Source organism: Nonomuraea sp. CA-143628, from assembly GCF_050942315.1.
Taxonomy (GTDB): domain Bacteria; phylum Actinomycetota; class Actinomycetes; order Streptosporangiales; family Streptosporangiaceae; genus Nonomuraea.
Genome location: NZ_CP192072.1, coordinates 1,127,732 through 1,145,714, shown reverse-complemented (window position 1 = coordinate 1,145,714; position 17,983 = coordinate 1,127,732). Strand labels below are relative to the sequence as shown.

The following is a 17,983-nucleotide window of genomic DNA, read 5'->3' as shown; positions in this document are numbered from 1 at the left end:
CATGCGGTTGATAGTCATGGACATGACAGAGCACATCGCGATCATCGGCGGCGGGGTCGGCGGCCTCTGCCTCGCTCAGGGGCTCCTCAAGGCCGGCAAGCACGTCACCGTCTACGAGCGGGACCGCACTCCGGCCGACCGGCTGCAGGGCTACCGGGTGCACATCGACCCCAACGGCGCCCGCGCCCTCCACGACTGCCTGCCGACGGCGCTCTGGCAGGCGTTCCTCGCCACGACCGGGCAGGGCGGCCAGGACTTCGGCTTCCTCACCGAGCGGCTCGGCACGCTCGCGCTGATCGAGACCCCGCCCGCGGCCGACCCGGCCGACGACCACCACTCCGTGAGCCGCATCACGCTCAGGCAGGTGCTCCTGACCGGGCTGGAGGAGGTGGTGCGGTTCGGCAAGACGTACGAGCGCTACGAACGGCTGCCCGACGGGCGGGTCGAGCTGTTCTTCGCCGACGGCTCCAGCGACACGGCCGACGTCGTGGTCGCCGCCGACGGCGGCAACTCGCGGGTGCGCAAGCAGTATCTGCCGCACGCCGAGCGCGTCGAGACCGGCATCACCACAGTGGCGGGCAAGTTCCCGCTCACCGACGAGACCAGGGCGCTCATCTCGCGGCGGCTCGTCGAGGGCCCGAACACCATCGTCCCGCCCAAGGGCCTCGGCCTGTTCTGCGCCCCGCACGACCTGAGCGACACCGCGCCGGTCGGCGCCATCGGGGCCACCGAGCAGCAGGGCGCGCTGATGGACAACGCCGGCAGCTACATCCTCTGGGCCGTGGGCGCCACCAAGGACCGCTTTCCCGCCGACGTCGCCGACCTGCCGGGCGCGCGGCTCAAGCAGACGGTGGCGAAGATGATCGAGTCCTGGCATCCCGATCTCCACAAGCTGATCGACCTGTCCGACCCCGACACGGTCTCGCTGCTGCCGATCCGTACCTCGATCCCGATCGAGCCGTGGCCGGCCACCACCATCACGCTGCTCGGCGACGCCATCCACAGCATGACGCCGATGCGCGGCATCGGCGCCAACACCGCGCTACGCGACGCCCGCCTGCTCTGCCTGGCGCTGACCGGCGGGCGCGACACGGTCGAGGCCATCGCGGAGTACGAGGAGCGGATGCGCGAGTACGGCTTCGCGGCCGTGCGGGACTCGCTCCGCGCGGCCGAGCAGTTCATCGGCGAGAGCCGGGCCGCCAGGATGGGCTTCAAGACGTTCCTGCGTACGGTCCAGCGCTTCCCGTCGCTCAAGGCGAAGGTGTTCTCGTAGTCCAACGCTGTACCTTCGCGCGCCCAGATCGCCAGGCGTAGCGCGCTGACGCTAGCGTTGGAGGCGAGGAGAGGGGTTCCGTTGTCAGTCGTGAAGATCAACGTCCTGACCGTGCCGGCGGAGATGCGGGAGGAGCTGGAGCGACGCTTCTCCAACCGGGCGGGCATGGTGGAGTCGGCCGACGGGTTCGAGTGGTTCGAGCTGCTCAGGCCGGTCGAGGGCACCGACCAATACCTGGTCTACACCCGCTGGCGCAGCGAGGACGACTTCCAGACGTGGCAGCAAGGTCAGGCCTTCCAGCGCGGGCACGCGCAAGCGCAAGCCGGGGCCGCCCAGGGGCATGGCCACGGCCAGGGGCCCGCCGCGTCCGGGTCGCAGATCTGGTCGTTCGAGGTCGTCCAGAGCGCCGCCCCCAAGAGCTGAGCCGCGCCCGCACCTGTGGCGCGGGAGGCCGTCGAGAGCCGGCCCGTCCGAGGACGGGCCGGCGGCCGCTGTTGGAGGGTGGATGCGGATCGGGATCCTGGGGCCGCTCCAGATCGCGGGGGCCGCGGTCGGCGGCGCGCGGGTGCGGGCGCTGCTGATCCGCCTGGCGCTCGATCCCGGCCGGGTGGTGACCAACGACCGGCTGATCGACGACCTGTGGCCGGGTGAGCCGCCCGAGCATCCGATGGCCGCGCTGCAGTCGCTGGTGTCCAGGGCGCGCAGGGAGGCTCCCGGGCTGATCTCGTCCCATCCGAGCGGCTACCTGCTCGACGTACCGGCCGATGAGGTGGACGCGTGGGCGTTCGAGCGGCTGGCCCGCGCGGGCGACGCGCACGCGGCGCTGGCGCTCTGGCGCGGCCCGGCCCTCGGCGGCATCGACCTGCCCTTCGCGCTGGCCCCGGCCGCCCGGCTGGAGGAGCTGCGGCTGGCGGCGCTGGCGAGCCGGATCGCGGCGGATCTGACCGCGGGCGGCGACGTCGTGGCGGAGTTGGAGGAGCTGGTCGCCGAGCACCGGCTGCGCGAGCCGTTCCACGCGCTGCTGATGCGGGCCATGGTGGCGGACGGACGGCGTGGCCAGGCGCTGGAGGTCTTCGAGCGGATCAGGGCGCGGCTGGCGGACGAGCTGGGCGTCGATCCGGGGGCCGAGCTGCGGGAGGCGCACCTCGCGGCGCTGCGTGACGAGGAGCCGGAGCCCAGGAGCAACCTGCCCGCCCGGCTGACCAGCTTCGTCGGCCGGAGCGACGACGTCGCCCGCATCCGGGCGCTTTTCGTCGGCCACGGCGATGACGTCGCCCGCATTCGGACACGCTTCGTCGGCCGCGGCGACGACGTCGACCGCATCCCGGCGGGCGTCCGGCTGATCACCCTCGTGGGGCCCGGCGGGGCGGGGAAGACGCGGCTGGCCGTCGAGGCGGCCGCGACGCTGCGCGTGCCCGACGGGGTGTGGCTGGTCGAGCTGGCCCCGGCGGCCGGGGTGCGGGCCGCGCTGGAAGCCGTGTTCAAGACGTCCGACCTGGTCAGGGCGCTGCGTGGCACATCACCGGTGATCGTGCTGGACAACTGCGAGCACCTGATCGACGAGGCCGCGCGCGTGGCGCAGTGGCTGCTGGGCGAGGTGGCCGGGCTGCGGGTCATCGCCACCAGCAGGGAGCCGCTGAACATCCCCGGCGAGACCCTGCACCCCGTACTCCCGCTGGCGGAGGAGCCCGCCGTGGAGCTGCTTCGCGACCGCGCCGCCGCCGCGCGGCCCGACCTGAGCCCGGACCCGGCCGAGGCCGCGCGGATCTGCCGCGAGCTCGACGGCATCCCGCTGGCCATCGAGCTGGCCGCCGCCCGGCTGCGTACGATGCCGATGTCCGTGCTGGTCGAGCAGCTCGGCGACCGGCTGGGCTTTCGCGGCAGCCGTACCTCCGAGCCCAGGCACCGCACGCTGCGCGCGGTCATCGACTGGAGCTGGGACCTGCTGTCGCCGGAGGAGCGGGAGCTGCTGCGCGGGCTGTCGGTGTTCTCCGGCGGGGCGACGGCCGAGGCGATCGGGCGGGTCTGCGGCGGCGACCTCGATCTGCTGTCCTCGCTGGTCGACAAGTCGCTGATCGCGCTCTCCGGTGACCGCTACACGATGCTGGAGACGATCAGGCAGTACGTCACAGGCGACCTGCCGGAGATCAGGCAGGCCCACGCCCGCTACTACGCCGAGCTGGCCGAGGCCGCCGAGCCGCATCTGCGGACCGGTGAGCAGGTCAGGTGGCTGGCCGTGCTCGACACCGAGCAGGGCAACCTGGACGCGGCGTTCCGGCACTCCGACGACCCGCTCCGAATCATCCTGCCCAGGATGTGGCCGTGGATCATGCGCGGGCGGCGGCACGAGGTCATCGCGAACGCGACCGCCGCGCTGCGCACGGTCGGTGACGTCCCGCCCGAGGGGCGGGAGCTGGCCCACGGGCTGTGCATGATGGCCGCCATGGGCGCCGAGCCGAGCCGGGCGGTCCGGGAGTCCGACCATCCGGCGGCGCTGCACTCCTGGGCGATGGGCATCGCCATGGGTCCGCCGCGCGACGTGGTGGCCCTCACTGAGGCGGCCGCTCAGCGGCTTGGCGATCATCCCGACACGTGGACCAGGTCGACGGCGCTGCTGGTGGCGGGCATCGTGCGGTTCGAGTACGGGGCGGTCCACGGGGCCGAGTCCCTGCTGGAGCCGGCGCTCGACGGGCTGCGCCGGACCGGCGACCGCTGGGGGCAGTGGGCCGCCTACTTCTGGCTGTCGCTGGCCGCCGAGAACCGTGGCGACTTCGCCCGCGCGCTGGCCCTGGCCAAGGAGCCGGAGCCGATCGCGACGGAGTTGTCCGGGCTGGGGGCGCCGCTCGGGCCGATGATGTTCCTGCTGCGGCTCAGCCAGCTCATGATGCGCACCGGCGACCACGCGGGCGCCGCCACCACCCTGGAGCGGGCCTGGCAGGCGGCGCTGCGCTCGGAGGACGCGCTGACGATCGCCCGGGTGACGCACGCCAGAGCCGAGCTGGCCCGGCGCTCCGGCGATCCGGGTGAGGCCGCCCGGCTGCTGCGCGGCGCCCTGGGCATGGACATCGACGCTCCTCCCCAGTTCAGGGCGTTCATGAACGTCGAGCTGGCCCGCGTGGCCGAGCCGGCCGAGCCATCACGCAGGGCGCTGGAGCTCATGGCCACCTGCGAGGACAGGACGGCCCGCGCGACCGTGCTCGAAGGCGTGGCCGAGCACCGCGACCCGCTGATGGCCGCCGAGCTGCTGGGGGCGGCCCGGGTGCTGCGCGGGATCACCGAGTCGGCCGATCCGTTCGTGGTCGCGCTGGCCGGGCGGTGCCGGGCGGCGCTGGGCGACGAGCGCTACGCGGAGGCCCTGGTCAGGGGTGCGGCGATCGCGAATCCGGAGAGGCACGCGCTCTCGTCCCCGTGACCTCGCGCCGAGCATGGGTCGGCATGGACCATACTGGGCAGCCTGGTGAGCAGGCGCGATGGCGGAGCACTAGCCGTGATCTCTCCTTATCGCGGAGAATGCGCCGGGTGGGGGTAACTTCCACCTCTAAATAAGGAGACCTGTGGCCGATACAGGCACGCTCGAAACCCGTGGCAGTGACTTCGCCAAACTGGCCCGACAAATCCAGGACGCCGGCCTGCTGGACCGGCGTCCGGTCTACTACGCCGTGCGGCTGACCCTGGTATTGGCCGCTTATGTCGGTCTATGGGCGCTGTTCGTGTGGGTCGGCGACTCATGGTGGCAGCTGCTGGTGGCTGTCGCGCTCGCCGTGGCCTCCGCGCAGATCGGGTTCGTCGCCCACGACCTGGGCCACCGGCAGGTCTTCAGGACCCGCCGGGCGAGCGACATCCTGGGCCTGATCATCGGTGACTTCGGCATCGGCCTGGGCTGGGGCTGGTGGAACACCAAGCACAACCGCCACCACGCCAACCCCAACCATGAGGACGAGGATCCCGACGTCTCGCCCGCCGTGATCGTCTGGTCGACCGACCAGGTGGAGCGGAGCCGCGGGCTGCCGAGGTTCATCGCCAAGTGGCAGGCGTACTGGTTCTTCCCGCTGCTCACGCTGGAGGCGTGGCATCTGCACATCGCCAGTGTCAAGGCGGTGTTCCACCCGACGACGAAGCACCGCAGGATGGAGGGGGCGCTGCTGCTGGCGCACTTCGCCTGCTACTTCGGCCTGATCTTCGCCGTGCTGCCGTTCGGCATGGCGCTGCTCTTCCTGCTGGTGCACCAGGGGCTGTTCGGGGTCTATCTGGGCAGCACGTTCGCGCCGAACCACAAGGGCATGCCGATCCTCACCAAGGAGGACAAGCTCGACTACCTCCGCAAGCAGGTGCTGACCTCGCGCAACGTCAAGGGCGGCGTGTTCGTGGACGTGGCGCTCGGGCAGCTCAACTACCAGATCGAGCACCACCTGTTCCCCAACATGCCGTCACCGAACCTGCGCAAGGCGCAGCCGATCGTCCGGCAGTACTGCGCCGACCTGGGGGTCAGCTACCTGGAGACGGGACTGATCACCTCGTACGGGCAGGCGCTGCGGCACCTGCACGAAGTGGGCGCGCCCCTGCGCTGACCAGCGCGGTCAACCAGCCCTGTTCGCTCCTTAACCGGCACCCTCAAGACGCCGGAGGAGGTCGTCTCGGCGGCCTTCCAGCTCCGCGATCAGCCCTTCCTGCTCGTCCGCCATGCTGATCATCGCGCTGATCTCCACCTGGTCGGTGGCGCCCATGTCGCGGATCTGGTCGCGCAGGTCCTTGGTCTCGGCGCGCAGCCTGGCCAGGTCCTCTTCGACGTGCCGCAAGTCGTCTTCTTCGCTCATGCTCCGGCTCTACCCATTGCGGGGCGGTTGGCCACCCGAGCGGGCCTCCGTACAGAATGGGCCCCATGCGCAGGTTGTCGGCCAGCACCATCGTGTCGGTCGCGGTGGTCATCGTCACGCTGGCGGGCACGGTCGCCACCTCCTTCTTCCAACCCGCCGTGACACCGAACGCGCTGGACGTCGTGCTACCGCTCGTGGCCAGTGCCGGAGTGCTGGCGCGGCGCCGCTACCCGGTGGTGGCGCTGATCGCCGTGCTGGCGGCCGTCGCGCTCTACTATCCCCTCGCCCGGCTCGACGGGCCGATCATGGTCATGGCGTTCGTCGCCCTGTACACCGCCGCCGACCTGGGCCACCTGATCGCCGCCATCGCCGCGGGCGCGACCACGATGCTGGCCATGGGCCTGGGCGAGACCGGCGGGGTCAGGCACGTGAGCGACAGCATGTTCATGATGATCGCCGGATGGGTGGTGGCCGCCGTCGCCGGTGGGGGCGTCACCCGCAACCGGCGCGCCTACCTCCGGGAGGCCGAGCAGCGCGTGCTCGACGCCCTGCACGGCAAGGAGGAGGAGGCCAAGCGGCGGGCGGGTGAGGAACGGCTGCGCATCGCCAGGGAGCTGCACGACCTGCTGGGGCACAACATCTCGATGATCAACGTACAGGCCGCGGCGGCGCTGCACGGGCTGAAGAAGCGGCCGGAGGACGCGGAGGCCGCGCTCCGGGCGATCAAGGAGGCCAGCAAGGAGACGCTGCGCGAGCTGCGTACCACGCTCGGGGTGTTGCGGCAGGTGGACGAGGGTGCGCCGACCGCGCCCGCCGACAGCCTGGCCCGGGTGGAGGCACTGGTCGCGGCGTCAGGGCTGGACGTGCGGACCGAGCTGTCGGGGCCGCTGGACGAGGTGCCGGCCGAGGTGGACCTGGCCGCCACGCGCATCATCAGGGAGGCCCTGACGAACGTCTCCCGGCACTCGGGAGCCGATACGGCTCAGCTGACCGTCACCCACGAGTCCGGAAATATCGTGATCCGCGTGGAGGATGATGGGCCGGGCGCGACGTTCACCAGCGGGACCGGGTTCGGGCTGCAGGGCATGCGGGAGCGCGCCACCGCGCTGGGCGGCACACTGGAGGCGGGCCCCCGGCCTGATGGCGGCTTCCAGGTCGTCGCCCACTTACCGCTGAACGCATGACCTCTGCTTCCTGAACGGAGTTCGATGATCCGCACGGTGCTCGCCGATGACCAGAACCTCGTACGGGCTGGGTTCCGGTCCATCCTGAGCGACGAGGACGGCATCGAGGTGGTCGGCGAGGCGGCCAACGGCGCCGAGGCCGTGGCCAAGGCCCGCGAGCTGCGGCCCGACGTGGTGCTGATGGACATCCGGATGCCCGAGCTGGACGGCCTGGAGGCGACCCGCGTGATCGTCGCCGATCCGCGGCTCGACGGCGTCAAGGTGATCATCCTGACCACGTTCGACCTCGACGACTACGTCTACGGGGCGCTCCGGGCGGGGGCCAGCGGGTTCCTGGTCAAGGACACCGAGCCGGCCGAGCTGATCCACGCGGTGCGCGTGGTGGCCAGGGGTGACGCGCTGATCGCGCCCTCGGTGACCCGGCGGCTGATCGCCGAGTTCGCGGGCCGGGTCAAGCGCCCGGAGCCGGGGCCCCGGCTCAACGCGCTCACCGAGCGCGAGCGCGAGGTCATGGCGCTGGTCGCGGCCGGGCTGTCCAACGACGAGATCGCGGCCCGGCTGGTGCTCAGCCCGGCCACGGCCAAGACGCACGTCAGCCGCATCATGACCAAGCTCGGCTCGCGCGACCGGGCGCAGCTCGTGGTGCTCGCCTACGAGGCCGGCATGATCACGCCAGGCTGGCTTACTCCCTGAGTGGTACGGCGGGCGGCCGGTTGACACCACAGGTGTACGGCAGGTGCCCGCCCCAGCATGACGCGGCGGAGATGACCTTGGCCGGAACCTCTGACCATGGAGACCGTTGACCTCGCCCGCCTGCAGTTCGCCCTCACCGCGGGGGCGCACTTCCTGTTCGTCGCGCTGACCCTCGGCCTGGCGACGCTGGTGGCCGTCATCCAGACCTGGGCCACCTTGACCCGCAGCCCGGTGCACATGCGGATGACCCGGTTCTGGGGGCAGCTCTACATCATCAACTACGCGATGGGCATCGTCACCGGGCTCGTCATGGAGTTCCAGCTCGGGCTGTCGTGGAGCGGGCTCACCGAGTTCGCCGGGAACGTGTTCGGCTCGTCCCTGGCGATCGAGACGATCGTGGCGTTCTTCATCGAATCCACCTTCCTGGGCCTGTGGATCTTCGGCTGGAACAAGCTGAACCGCTGGGCGCACCTGGCACTGATCTGGGTCGTCACGCTGACGGCCTACGCCTCGGCGTTCTGGATCCTGATCTCCAACGGCTTCCTGCAGAACCCGGTGGGCTACCAGCTCAAGGACGGCGTCCTGCGCCTCACCGACTTCGGCGCGCTGGTGGTCAATCCGGCGGCGCTGGTCGCCTTCTTCCACATCGGCGGCGGCGCGCTGATCGTCGGCGGCTTCCTCATGGCCGGGGTGAGCGCGTACCACCTGGCCAGGCGCACCACCGAGCAGGACTTCTTCCGTAAGTCGCTGCGCATCGGGATCGGCGTGGCGCTGCCCGCGACGCTGTTCACCGCGACGTTCGGCGGGCTCGGCTTCGACACGCTGCAGATGACCAAGCTGGCCGCCTGGTCGGGCAGCGCGCGGCGGATGGCCGAGGCGCAGGCGGACATGGTGGCCATGTACGGCCCGGGTGACTACCTGCCGTCGCTGGAGTGGGTGCGTGCCTCCGGGATCACCATGATGTCGCTCTTCGCGGTGCTCTTCTTCGTCTCCGGGGCGAGCTTCCTGCTGATGCTGTTCCGGCCGGTCGTACGGGGTTTCCGGCCGTGGCACCGGCTGCTGACCGCGCTGATCCCCGTCCCGTTCGTGACCATGATCGCCGGCTGGATGTTCCGGGAGATGGGGCGTCAGCCTTGGGCCGTGTACGGCCTGCTGAAGACCGCCGACGCCATGTCACCGGTGTCGTACGGCCAGATCAGGTTCTCGCTGACCGCGTTCGTCACCGTGTTCGCCGTGCTCATCCTGGTCAACTACTGGCTGCTGGCCAGGACCGCCCGCAAGGGGCCGGATGCCGTCGCGCTGGGCGACCGCCCGCTCGAGACCGTCGCCCCCGTACTGACCTTCTGAGGAGCCGTCATGGAGATCCTGATCCTGGCCTTCTTCGCCATCGGCTACCTCGTGCTGGCCGGGGCCGACATCGGCGTGGGCATGGTGCTGCCGTACCTGGGCCGCACCCCGGGCGAGCGGCGTGAGGTGATCGCCGCGATCGCGCCGTTCTTCCTCGGCAACGAAGTGTGGCTGGTGGCCACCGCCGGGGTGCTCGCCGGGCTCTTCCCCGCGCTGGAGGGCTCGTTGCTCAGCGGCAACTACTCGCTCGTCGTGGCGCTGCTGCTCTCCTGGGTCATCCGGGACATGGGCCTGTGGCTACGTGGGCGGCTGGCGGGCGTCCGGTGGCAGGGGATCTGGGACGGCGCCGTCGTGGCGGGCAGCTGGGGGCTGGCGCTGAGCTGGGGTTCGCTGCTCAGTGATGTGCTGCTCGGCATCCACGGGCCCCTTGCGCTGCTGCCCGCTCTACTGGTGGCCGCGTTGTTCGCCACGCACGGGCTGTCGTTCGTGGCGCTGCGGCTGCGGGGGGTGCTCCGCGAGCGCGCGGCGGTGCTGTCCGGCGGCACCGGGGAGGGCCGCACGTACGCCCTGACGGCGACGGCCCTGGTGGCGATCGGCGTCCTTGCGGGCCTCCGGCTGCCCCTGGTACCGGGCACCTCAGGCGCGCTCCTTGTGCCGGTCATCCTCACGCTGATCCCGTTCCTGGTGGCCTCACAGGCGTGGGTCTGGTGGACCTTCCGTCACCGGGTGACCGGACCGTCGTACCTGTAACCCTAAAGCGCCCACGGGCAAGCTGGAGGTGAGATCAGGAGTTGGTGACTATGCAGTGTGACTTTGTAATCGTCCCTGTATCGCCTGAGCCGATGAGCCAGCCGCCCCGGACGATGGCGCACCACGAATGCGATCCCCTGGGGATGGTCACCTCACCGCTCGATGTGGCGCATCTGCCGCTACGGCAGTCGATGACCCGCCGGCCGGCGACCCAGCGAGTGTCGAGATAGAGATCGACGGTGATATAACCCAGCCCGACACCGCTCAGGCAACTGTTCGAGCCGCCCGCACCATAAACTCGCCCGGCTCGATCCACCCTGTCCGCCAGCACCCACATGTCGCACTTGGGCGCCGCTGCCTGAGCCGGGCCTGTGGTCGACGCCGTGCCGACCGTTGCCGCGCCGGCCGTGAGTACCGCCACCGCACACAAGCGGGAGATGTGTGCCCCGGCACGGGTGAGTTGCAATGACATCGAAACTTCCCTTCCGAAGAATCGAGGGCGTTATGGGGATGCAGGCGCTAGTGGTAGAGAACGTTCCCCCACTTCGTCTCGTGCCATACACCGCCGAAAGTAGCCCTCACCTGCCACTTCTGCTTGCCGGGCGCGTTGTCGAGGAATTCGACTCCGGCATAACAGCCATACGCGCCGGTGTTGTTATCAGTCGCTGCCGCAACCTTGACGCCGTTTCGGAACAGTTCGACGAAGACGACGAGCATCATCTGCTCGGGGAGTAGAAAGCGGTTGCAGCTGATCGACGCACCACCCGACACTCGCGCGGTACGGTCGACGACGTCGGTCAGCGCTGACGTCGTGCACCCTATTCCGCTTGCGTGCCGCGCGGCCGACTCAGCGTGCGCTGCCTGCGGGAGGGCAATCACGCACGCTGTCACCGGAGCGAGAATGGATGCGGCCACGCGCCATAGGCTGACCTTTTTAGCCGATTGGCGGAGCATCGCCACTCCTTTCTGGAATGTAATCATCAGATGCCGACCATGAATCCATGGCCATGCAGCTGCTGCCGCCAACGCTTCCAAACAGAGCAATTTTCGGCCAGGCCATAAGCCGGACATTTATCGGACATTTCGCGGCCGGCGCTGTTCGCCACGCACGGGCTGTCGTTCGCGGCGCTGCGGCTGCGGGGCGTGCTGCGCGAGCGCGGTGACGGGGCCGTCGTACCTCTAACCCGGGGGACGCCGCCCTGGCCGGGCGCCCGCTCGTCAGTCGGCGGGCAAGCCGTAGCCCTGCCCTTGCTTCACCTATCGAAATTCGATAGATTCCCATCGCAACTCGATGGAAGGATGCGTCATGGGAAAGCTGACAGTGCTCGCGCTGCGCGCCGTGCTCGGGGTGGTGCTCACCGGCACCGTGTTCATACAGGTGTTGATGATCTGGACATTGATCAGCGGGAACGACCCGGAGGACGGGTCACTCCCGCTGACCCCGCTGCGCCTGATCACGATCCTGGGCATGCTGTCGGTCCAGGTCGCCGTGGTCTGCGTATGGCGGCTGGTGACGATGGTGCGACGCGGAACCGTGTTCTCCCACGCCGCCTTCCGGTACGTGGACATCGTGATCGGCGCGATCGTGGCGGCCGCCCTCGTGTGGTTCGCGGTCACGGCCATCAACGCGCCGGGCCAGCGGGACGACCCGGGCGTCAGCGTCATCATGGCCGGGATCGGCGTGGCCATCCTGGGGGTCGCGCTCATCGTGCGCGTGCTGCGGGTGCTGCTCGCCCAGGCCGTCGCGCGCGACGGCGAAGCGGCGCAGATGCAGGCCGAGCTGGACGAGATGATCTGATGCCGATCGTCGTCGACATCGACGTGATGCTGGCCAAGCGGAAGATGTCTGTGGGCGAGCTCGCGGACCGCATCGGGATCACGCCCGCCAACCTGGCGGTGCTCAAGAACGGCCGCGCCAAGGCGGTGCGCTTCACGACGCTCACCGCGCTCTGCGAGGTGCTCGAGTGCCAGCCGGGCGACTTACTGCGCTGGGAAGCCGAGGACCCCCCGGACCGCGTGGCCCAGGGGCAGCCTTGAGCGGCTCCTCACGCGGTGGCGGGAGCCCCGGGGACGACCAGGTGCATCGCGGCCTGGGGACGATAGACGGCCAGCTTCCTCACCTGGCCGGTCCGCACGTTCACCGCGTAGGTGATCTGACGGTTCCCCGAGGGGAAGGTGGCAAGCGTGACCTCGGCCGCGTTCAGCCAGGCGCCGAGGGTGACCATGCCCGTGTCTTTCGCCAGGCCACGGATGGTGACCGTGCTCGTGGCCCGGCCGGTCCTGGCGTCGAGCACGCTGATCGTGTCGTCCTGCGTCCCCGGGGACTTCCCCTGCGCCAGCGCGGCCACGGCTGCACCGTCGGGGGAGAGCGCGCTGATGCGTGTGTAGATGTCGCCCACCGTGACGGGCGAGCCACCCCCTGTAAGAGGCATCACCCAAATCCCTGGCTTCTGCCCCCACCGCCCGTACCGGGCCAGGGTCACGGTCGTGCCGTCGATGCTCCTGGGGTCCCAGCCGGCCGGCAGGGGCGTCGTGGTCCTTGCCCGCATATCGATGATCAGGCCGTCCTCCTTTCGCGACGGATAGCCGGTGAAGGCGAGGTACCTCCCATCGTTGGAGAGCTCCAGACGCGCGTTGCCGCCCAGCTTCGCCTCGGCGATGGCGACGGGCGCGGCCCGCACGGCACCGCTTTCCAGGTCACGTACCTGGAAAGTCCCGGCCGACCTGCTGTAGTAGGCGATGACGCGCCCGTCGCGGCTGATCGCCAGCGGGTAGAAGGTCGGCCCGCTCTTGACGCCCAGCGCCTGCGGTACGTGGTACGTCGCGCCGGAGCGGGTGACCACGCGCCACCCGCCGTTCCTGCAGTCGGCCGGGATGGGTCCGCCGACGAGGCAGAAGGTCCGGTACGCGTGGCTGAGCGGCCCGACACCCCGGCCGGGCAGATCAGCGATCCCGCCGGTCTCCGTCGCCACCACGGGTTTGCCGGCCGTCACCGTCCTGATGCCGGGCACCACGCCCAGCGCGACGCCGACGAGCACCACCAGCCCTCCCATGATGGAGACCGACGCGACGGCCAGACGGGCCCTTCGCCTGCGCCGACTGCCCGTGATCGCCCAATCGGCCAGGTCGAGGGCCGGGGCGTCGGATGCCACCTCATGCAGCGCCTCGCGCAGCCCGTTCATCGGCGCACCTCCTTCATCTCCGCGAACAATTGCGACAGCTCGGGCGCGAGCACACGCAGGCGGCCGAGCGCGTGGTGGGTCTGACTCTTGACCGTGCCGAGCGAACAGCCGAGGATCTCCGCGGTCTCCCGCTCGCTGAGATCCTCGTAGAAGCGCAGGACGATCACAGCGCGCTGCCGGGGCGTCAACCTGGCGAGCGCCTGACGCAGGACGATGCGATCAACCGTGGCATCGTCGTGCGCGTGCCCGCGCTCCGGCGGGTCGATGTAGGACACTTCCGGCTGTTTGCGCCGCCGCCACGAGATGTACTGGTTGATCATGGCCTTGCGGGTGTACGCCACGGGGGTGCCCTGCCGGACCAGCCGGGGCCAGTGCCCGGCGACCTTGAGCAGGACGCTCTGCATCAGGTCCTCGGCCAGGTGTGCGTCTCCCGTGAGCAGGTACGCGCTGCGCGTCAGCGCCTGCTGACGGGCGAGCACGAACTCGCGGAAGCCGTCGTAACGATCCAAGGTGAGTGATCTCCTCTCACCGGTTCTCACGTCCCGCGAGAGGCAGAAGGTTGGAACCCTCACCAGGATGCGGTGTTACGGCGTCGCGGAGTGACTTGCCTCTGCGGCGACGTCCTGGTCCGCGATCCACCCGCAGCCGCTGTCCGGACTTTCGGTGTTCCGGATGATCACGTCCAGGCGGTCACGGGTACGGGTCAGCGCGGTGATCTGGGCATCGATGCGATCGCGCTCGGCGGCGAGCTGGGCGCGCGACTCCGGAGTGCTGACCTTGGCCTCGACGCAGGGCAGCAGTTCGGCGATGGTCCGGCTGGACAGACCGGCCGCGTAAAGCATCTGGATCAGGTGGACACGGTCGGCCGCCGACTCGGGGTAGTGGCGCTGCCCGGAGTCGCTCCGGTACGCGGCCAGCAGTCCTTGCTCTTCGTAGTAGCGCAGGGCCCGTACGCTGACGCCCGACTTTGCCGCCAACTCGCCGATACGCACCGTGACCTCCATCACAACAGTTGCCTCTGACGTCAACGTCAGGTTTTAACCTATCCGCATGCAGATCAATGGAGCACATGTGCTGGTGACCGGGGCCAACCGCGGCCTCGGACGGCAATTCGTCCTTTCTCTCCTCGAGCGCGGCGCAGGCAAGGTGTACGCCACTGCCCGCCGCCCGGAGCTCATCGACATACCGGGGGTCGTCCCGCTACGCCTCGACATCACGGATCCGGCATCGGTCGCCGCCGCGGCGGCAGCGGCACCTGATGTCAAGATCGTCATCAACAACGCGGGAATCTCGACCGGGGCGAATCTGGTCACCGGGGACCTGGACACGATTCGCCGCGAGATGGACACCCACTTCTATGGCACCCTCAACGTGATCCGCGCCTTCGCGCCCCAGCTGGCCGACGGCGCGATCCTCAACGTCCTGTCCGCGATCTCGTGGCTCGCCTTCGACGGCGCGGGCGGATACCACGCTGCGAAGGCCGCCGAGTGGGCGCTCACCAACAGCGTACGTCTGGAACTGGCCCACCAGCGCACACTGGTGACGGGCCTGCACCTGGGCGCCGCGGACACCGACATGATGGCCTGGTACGACGGCGACAAGGGCGCCCCCGAGGTGATCGTCGCGGCGGCCCTCGACGGCATCGAGGCGCATCGGCCCGAGGTGCTCGCCGACGACTGGAGCCGCCAGGTGAAGGCATGGCTGTCCGAGGACCCGAATGTCATCTACCGGGAAGCGGCGGCCGCCCTCACGGCCTGACGTGCTGGGTTCGACCGCGGCTTCTCAGGCGCGGCCGGTACTGGGGACGGGCAGGCGCCTGCCCCCGGTGCCACCGTGACCGTGTCGCTTGCTGGGTATTACTTGTCGGCTGGCGCGTACACCAGTTCGAGGACGCCGGACGGGAAGGACGTGCTTTTCACCAAGCGCAGGTTCACCGCCTGATCCAGCTCGGGGAACAGCGGCGCGCCCTTGCCGGTGACGGCGGGCAGCACCCACAGCCGGTACTCGTCGACCACGCCGAGCTTGATCAGGGAGTGCATGAACGCGGTGCCGCCGGCGGCGACGAGGTCCTTGCCGGGCTCGGCCTTCAGCTTGGCGATCTCCTCCGCGGTGTCACCGCCGGCGATGCGGGTCTCGGGCCAGTCGTCGGCCGATGTCAGGGTGCGGGAGAACACCACCTTGGGGATCTCGTTCATGGCCTTGGCAGAGGGGTGGTCGGAGGTGGGCGGGGGGCGGGGACAGGCGTGTCATCCTCTTCTAACGGCGGACGTCGAGGACGTGTCTCGTGTCGTCGCCGCAGTGCGCTCTCCCGGCCAGCAGGAGACGGGAGGTGGTGAGGACACGAGTGATCGTGAAGCCGTCACCGCAGATCTCGCCGCCGATGTGGCGGTAGTCGCGGGTCCATACGGCGGTCTTCGGCGAGCCCGCCGAGGACGCCGGGGCGGACACCGGCGAAGGTTCCGCGGCGCAGGATGCCAGCGCGAGCACGCAAGCGATCAGCATCGTCCAGCAGAGGCTTACGCCGCAGCGGCGCGCGAGTGCCCGCAGCGATGGGCTCACGGCTTGGGGAGCTCCCCTAGCTGGGTGATCATCCACATCCATGTCTCCAGGGTGGCGACGAACTCACCGAGGTCGGACGTGGTGTAGGAGGCCCGCTCATGGTCCCAATCGGGGTCGAGGACGACGACGCGGAAGCCGTAGCCGCCGTACCAGCCGGCGTCTATGTTGATCTCCCGAGCCCGCAGGCCACCCTTCTCCGCCACCTCCTGCGCGGTCAGCCACGGCGGTGGTGCGGTACGGGCCCAATACAGGTCCTCGGAGTCGTTGGTCTCGACCCTTCCATCCGGCAGGCGTCGGGCCTCCAGGGTGTTGTAGATGACGTTCCAACCGGCTGGGACGCGCAGCGGGAGCAGACCCCAGTCCTCGGAGACAGCCGTGGCCAGCGGAGAATGGGACGGAAGCTGGAAGATCGGGTCCATGCGCCGACAGCGTAGCCACCCGAAACAACACCCAAGCGCTACGATGCGAACACCGAACCGGGCAGCTGGCCGTACCAGCAGCACCAGCGGGCAGGACTTCTCCGTCAGGGGGCGTGGCCGTACCACGCCCACCAGCGGTTTTCCACGTACCTCACGTCGATGGAGAACCCGATCATGGCCTCTGCCGTCCCTCGCGCCTTCCACTGCGAGCACACCCGCGCCAAGAGCAGGGTGTACGCCCTCGTCGAGCGCTCCGGCCAGCCCGCGACCCTGCATGCCGTACTGACCTGCACCGATCCCGCCGTCGCTCAGCACGCCGCCTACCTTCTCTCCTCGGTGCTGGAGCACGGTCTGGGCCCCGCCGCCCGCGCTGAGTCGGAGCGGATCGCGGCGGCTCTGCCCGACGCGCCCGCCGCCTCCTTCCGTCGTACGCTGGCCGATGTCGTGAACGGGACCTGGGCCGACGCCCCCGAGTTGGCCGCCACGTGGGAGTCCCTGCGGCGGGGCCGCGGCGACTCGGCCGGCCTCGGTGCCGACCTTGAGAGCCGCACGCCGGGCGACGCCCGCCTCGACGCCTTCCCCGGGCCGGTCGTACGCACGATCAGCCTGCTGGAGGTGCACGTCCACGACCCGGCTCGCCTCCTCGCGGCGGCCACCGCGACGGGCTGGAGGCCGTTCGCCGCCGAGGACCTCGACGAGGACGACCGCCAAGACGTCGTCGGGGCCGTCATGCACTTCGTCAACGGCCCGGAGTTCCTGCCCGGCGCCGACCAGTTGACGGACGTCATGCAGGCGCGGCTGCTGCGCGTCGACAGGGGCGATGAGGTGAGCGACTGGAGCGCGGCGCCCGTGACGGCGAGGTTCGACACGGGAACGAGGTCCGACACCGACGACTTGGCCGACTGATCGCTACTTCACCAGCACGTCGGCGCGGCCGAGCACGAGATCAACTCGGCCCAGGTGGAGCTTGAGCAGGGTGACGTGGCCGCGGTCGTCGAGCAGTACGGTTCGTATGCTGCCGCCCTTGCCGATTCGCGTGGTGATGGTGAGCGTGGGCAGTGGCACGCGGGTGATCAAACCTCGCGACGGATGGCGAGCACACTGAGCCACGTACGGTGGGTAGTGCTCTCGGCGTGCTCACGTACCTCGAAGCCGATCTCGGCGAGGACCGCGAGCAGCGTGCGCGGCTTGCGGTGTACGAACCAGCGCAGGAGCCCTTCGGCCTGCGGGACCGGCTCCCAGACCTCGCCCTCGCCGGACGAGGTGCTCAGCCCGAGCACGCCCCCAGGGCGCAGGGCCGCGTGCCAGGCGCGCAGCGTGGGGACGGTCTCGTCGGCCGGTACGTGCAGGAGGGCCGCGACCGACCACAACCCGGCCAGCGAGCCGGGAGCCAGTGGCGGGTGGCGCAGGTCGCCCAGAGCCACGGGAACGCCGCGGTCGGCCGCCAATGCGGCCATGGCGGCCGAGCGGTCCACTCCTACCGGGGAGAGCCCCTGCTCTCGGAACCAGGCCGCGTCCCTTCCCGGGCCGCATCCCAGGTCGGCGACGCGTCCTCCGGCGGGCAGCGCGGCAGCGAAGCGCTCTCGAAAGGCGCGGAACACGGCGTCGGGGTTCTCGGTGCGGGAGGCGAAGACGGGGGCGATGCGGTCGTACGTGGCGGTGGTCCGAGCGATGGGATCTTCCATCCCGCGGATACTGCCAGGTTTTGGACGTACGAGGTGGGTACGCTTCCCCATCGGCGCGATTGGCTGGCCACTCACCA

22 protein-coding genes are annotated in these 17,983 nt (G+C 70.0%); 12 read left to right on the top strand and 10 right to left on the bottom strand.

What is annotated here, in order from left to right; all coding sequences use genetic code 11:
* Positions 1-22: 22 nt before the first annotated feature.
* From ACQP2T_RS05495 to ACQP2T_RS05480, 4 genes are all read left to right on the top strand, one after another.
* Positions 23-1,273, top strand: a complete 1,251-nt coding sequence (locus tag ACQP2T_RS05495; RefSeq protein WP_433515095.1) for an FAD-dependent oxidoreductase — start codon at positions 23-25, stop codon at positions 1,271-1,273.
* Between the two features lie 81 nt (positions 1,274-1,354).
* A complete protein-coding gene (locus tag ACQP2T_RS05490; protein ID WP_433515094.1) occupies positions 1,355-1,696 on the top strand; it encodes an antibiotic biosynthesis monooxygenase family protein in 342 nt (113 codons plus the stop codon).
* A gap of 82 nt (positions 1,697-1,778) precedes the next feature.
* Entirely contained in the window at positions 1,779-4,685 is a 2,907-nt protein-coding gene (locus ACQP2T_RS05485) for a BTAD domain-containing putative transcriptional regulator (RefSeq protein WP_433515093.1), read from the top strand.
* A 142-nt stretch (positions 4,686-4,827) separates the two neighbouring features.
* Entirely contained in the window at positions 4,828-5,841 is a 1,014-nt protein-coding gene (locus ACQP2T_RS05480; RefSeq protein ID WP_433515092.1) for a fatty acid desaturase family protein, read from the top strand.
* A 30-nt stretch (positions 5,842-5,871) separates the two neighbouring features.
* On the opposite strand, the gene ACQP2T_RS05475 is transcribed toward ACQP2T_RS05480, so the two are convergent.
* On the bottom strand, positions 5,872-6,087 hold the full coding sequence (locus ACQP2T_RS05475; RefSeq protein WP_433515091.1) for a hypothetical protein: 216 nt from the start codon (positions 6,085-6,087) through the stop codon (positions 5,872-5,874).
* A gap of 65 nt (positions 6,088-6,152) precedes the next feature.
* Here ACQP2T_RS05475 and ACQP2T_RS05470 point away from each other — a divergent pair, with 65 nt between their 5' ends.
* The 4 genes from ACQP2T_RS05470 to ACQP2T_RS05455 all read left to right on the top strand — a co-directional run bounded on the left by ACQP2T_RS05470 (position 6,153) and on the right by ACQP2T_RS05455 (position 10,061).
* On the top strand, positions 6,153-7,271 hold the full coding sequence (locus ACQP2T_RS05470; protein WP_433515090.1) for a sensor histidine kinase: 1,119 nt from the start codon (positions 6,153-6,155) through the stop codon (positions 7,269-7,271).
* Positions 7,272-7,295: 24 nt separating this feature from the next.
* Positions 7,296-7,964: a response regulator gene (locus tag ACQP2T_RS05465; protein ID WP_433515089.1), complete on the top strand. Its 669-nt coding sequence runs from the start codon at positions 7,296-7,298 to the stop codon at positions 7,962-7,964.
* Between the two features lie 96 nt (positions 7,965-8,060).
* The gene (locus tag ACQP2T_RS05460; protein ID WP_433515088.1) at positions 8,061-9,311 is read left to right on the top strand and encodes a cytochrome ubiquinol oxidase subunit I; all 1,251 of its coding nucleotides are present in this window, start codon (positions 8,061-8,063) and stop codon (positions 9,309-9,311) included.
* Positions 9,312-9,320: 9 nt separating this feature from the next.
* Positions 9,321-10,061 (top strand): cytochrome d ubiquinol oxidase subunit II, encoded by a 741-nt coding sequence (locus tag ACQP2T_RS05455; protein WP_433515087.1) that lies wholly within the window; start codon positions 9,321-9,323, stop codon positions 10,059-10,061.
* Positions 10,062-10,580: 519 nt separating this feature from the next.
* Here the strand turns inward: ACQP2T_RS05455 and ACQP2T_RS05450 are convergent.
* Positions 10,581-11,015 carry a hypothetical protein gene (locus ACQP2T_RS05450; protein WP_433515086.1) on the bottom strand — a complete coding sequence of 145 codons (435 nt, stop codon included), beginning with the start codon at positions 11,013-11,015 and terminating at the stop codon, positions 10,581-10,583.
* 352 nt (positions 11,016-11,367) lie between these two features.
* Between ACQP2T_RS05450 and ACQP2T_RS05445 the strand changes: the two genes are divergently transcribed.
* Positions 11,368-11,859 (top strand): DUF2975 domain-containing protein, encoded by a 492-nt coding sequence (locus ACQP2T_RS05445; RefSeq protein WP_433515085.1) that lies wholly within the window; start codon positions 11,368-11,370, stop codon positions 11,857-11,859.
* Complete coding sequence (locus tag ACQP2T_RS05440) at positions 11,859-12,098, top strand: helix-turn-helix domain-containing protein (RefSeq protein ID WP_433515084.1); 240 nt, start codon at positions 11,859-11,861, stop codon at positions 12,096-12,098. Before ACQP2T_RS05445 ends, ACQP2T_RS05440 begins: the two co-directional genes overlap by 1 nt.
* A gap of 8 nt (positions 12,099-12,106) precedes the next feature.
* Here the strand turns inward: ACQP2T_RS05440 and ACQP2T_RS05435 are convergent, their stop codons facing one another.
* From ACQP2T_RS05435 to ACQP2T_RS05425, 3 genes are all read right to left on the bottom strand, one after another.
* On the bottom strand, positions 12,107-13,243 hold the full coding sequence (locus tag ACQP2T_RS05435) for a TolB family protein (protein ID WP_433515083.1): 1,137 nt from the start codon (positions 13,241-13,243) through the stop codon (positions 12,107-12,109).
* Positions 13,240-13,752 (bottom strand): SigE family RNA polymerase sigma factor, encoded by a 513-nt coding sequence (locus ACQP2T_RS05430; RefSeq protein WP_433515082.1) that lies wholly within the window; start codon positions 13,750-13,752, stop codon positions 13,240-13,242. The genes ACQP2T_RS05435 and ACQP2T_RS05430 overlap by 4 nt, the downstream gene beginning before the upstream one ends.
* A gap of 75 nt (positions 13,753-13,827) precedes the next feature.
* Positions 13,828-14,235: a MerR family transcriptional regulator gene (locus tag ACQP2T_RS05425; RefSeq protein WP_433515081.1), complete on the bottom strand. Its 408-nt coding sequence runs from the start codon at positions 14,233-14,235 to the stop codon at positions 13,828-13,830.
* Between the two features lie 58 nt (positions 14,236-14,293).
* On the opposite strand from ACQP2T_RS05425, the gene ACQP2T_RS05420 reads away from it, so the two are divergent.
* On the top strand, positions 14,294-15,001 hold the full coding sequence (locus ACQP2T_RS05420) for an SDR family oxidoreductase (RefSeq protein ID WP_433515080.1): 708 nt from the start codon (positions 14,294-14,296) through the stop codon (positions 14,999-15,001).
* Between the two features lie 98 nt (positions 15,002-15,099).
* On the opposite strand, the gene ACQP2T_RS05415 is transcribed toward ACQP2T_RS05420, so the two are convergent.
* From ACQP2T_RS05415 to ACQP2T_RS05405, 3 genes are all read right to left on the bottom strand, one after another.
* Positions 15,100-15,438, bottom strand: coding sequence for a dihydrofolate reductase family protein (locus ACQP2T_RS05415; protein ID WP_433515079.1), 339 nt, complete (start codon positions 15,436-15,438; stop codon positions 15,100-15,102).
* A 61-nt stretch (positions 15,439-15,499) separates the two neighbouring features.
* Positions 15,500-15,691, bottom strand: a complete 192-nt coding sequence (locus ACQP2T_RS05410; RefSeq protein ID WP_433515078.1) for a hypothetical protein — start codon at positions 15,689-15,691, stop codon at positions 15,500-15,502.
* 107 nt (positions 15,692-15,798) lie between these two features.
* Positions 15,799-16,221, bottom strand: a complete 423-nt coding sequence (locus tag ACQP2T_RS05405) for a hypothetical protein (RefSeq protein WP_433515077.1) — start codon at positions 16,219-16,221, stop codon at positions 15,799-15,801.
* 174 nt (positions 16,222-16,395) lie between these two features.
* Here ACQP2T_RS05405 and ACQP2T_RS05400 point away from each other — a divergent pair, with 174 nt between their 5' ends.
* Positions 16,396-17,127 carry a hypothetical protein gene (locus ACQP2T_RS05400; RefSeq protein ID WP_433515076.1) on the top strand — a complete coding sequence of 244 codons (732 nt, stop codon included), beginning with the start codon at positions 16,396-16,398 and terminating at the stop codon, positions 17,125-17,127.
* A 3-nt stretch (positions 17,128-17,130) separates the two neighbouring features.
* On the opposite strand, the gene ACQP2T_RS05395 is transcribed toward ACQP2T_RS05400, so the two are convergent.
* Both ACQP2T_RS05395 and ACQP2T_RS05390 read right to left on the bottom strand, forming a co-directional pair.
* Positions 17,131-17,286 carry a hypothetical protein gene (locus ACQP2T_RS05395; protein WP_433515075.1) on the bottom strand — a complete coding sequence of 52 codons (156 nt, stop codon included), beginning with the start codon at positions 17,284-17,286 and terminating at the stop codon, positions 17,131-17,133.
* Positions 17,287-17,294: 8 nt separating this feature from the next.
* Positions 17,295-17,906, bottom strand: coding sequence for a class I SAM-dependent methyltransferase (locus ACQP2T_RS05390; protein ID WP_433515074.1), 612 nt, complete (start codon positions 17,904-17,906; stop codon positions 17,295-17,297).
* Positions 17,907-17,983 lie beyond the last annotated feature (77 nt).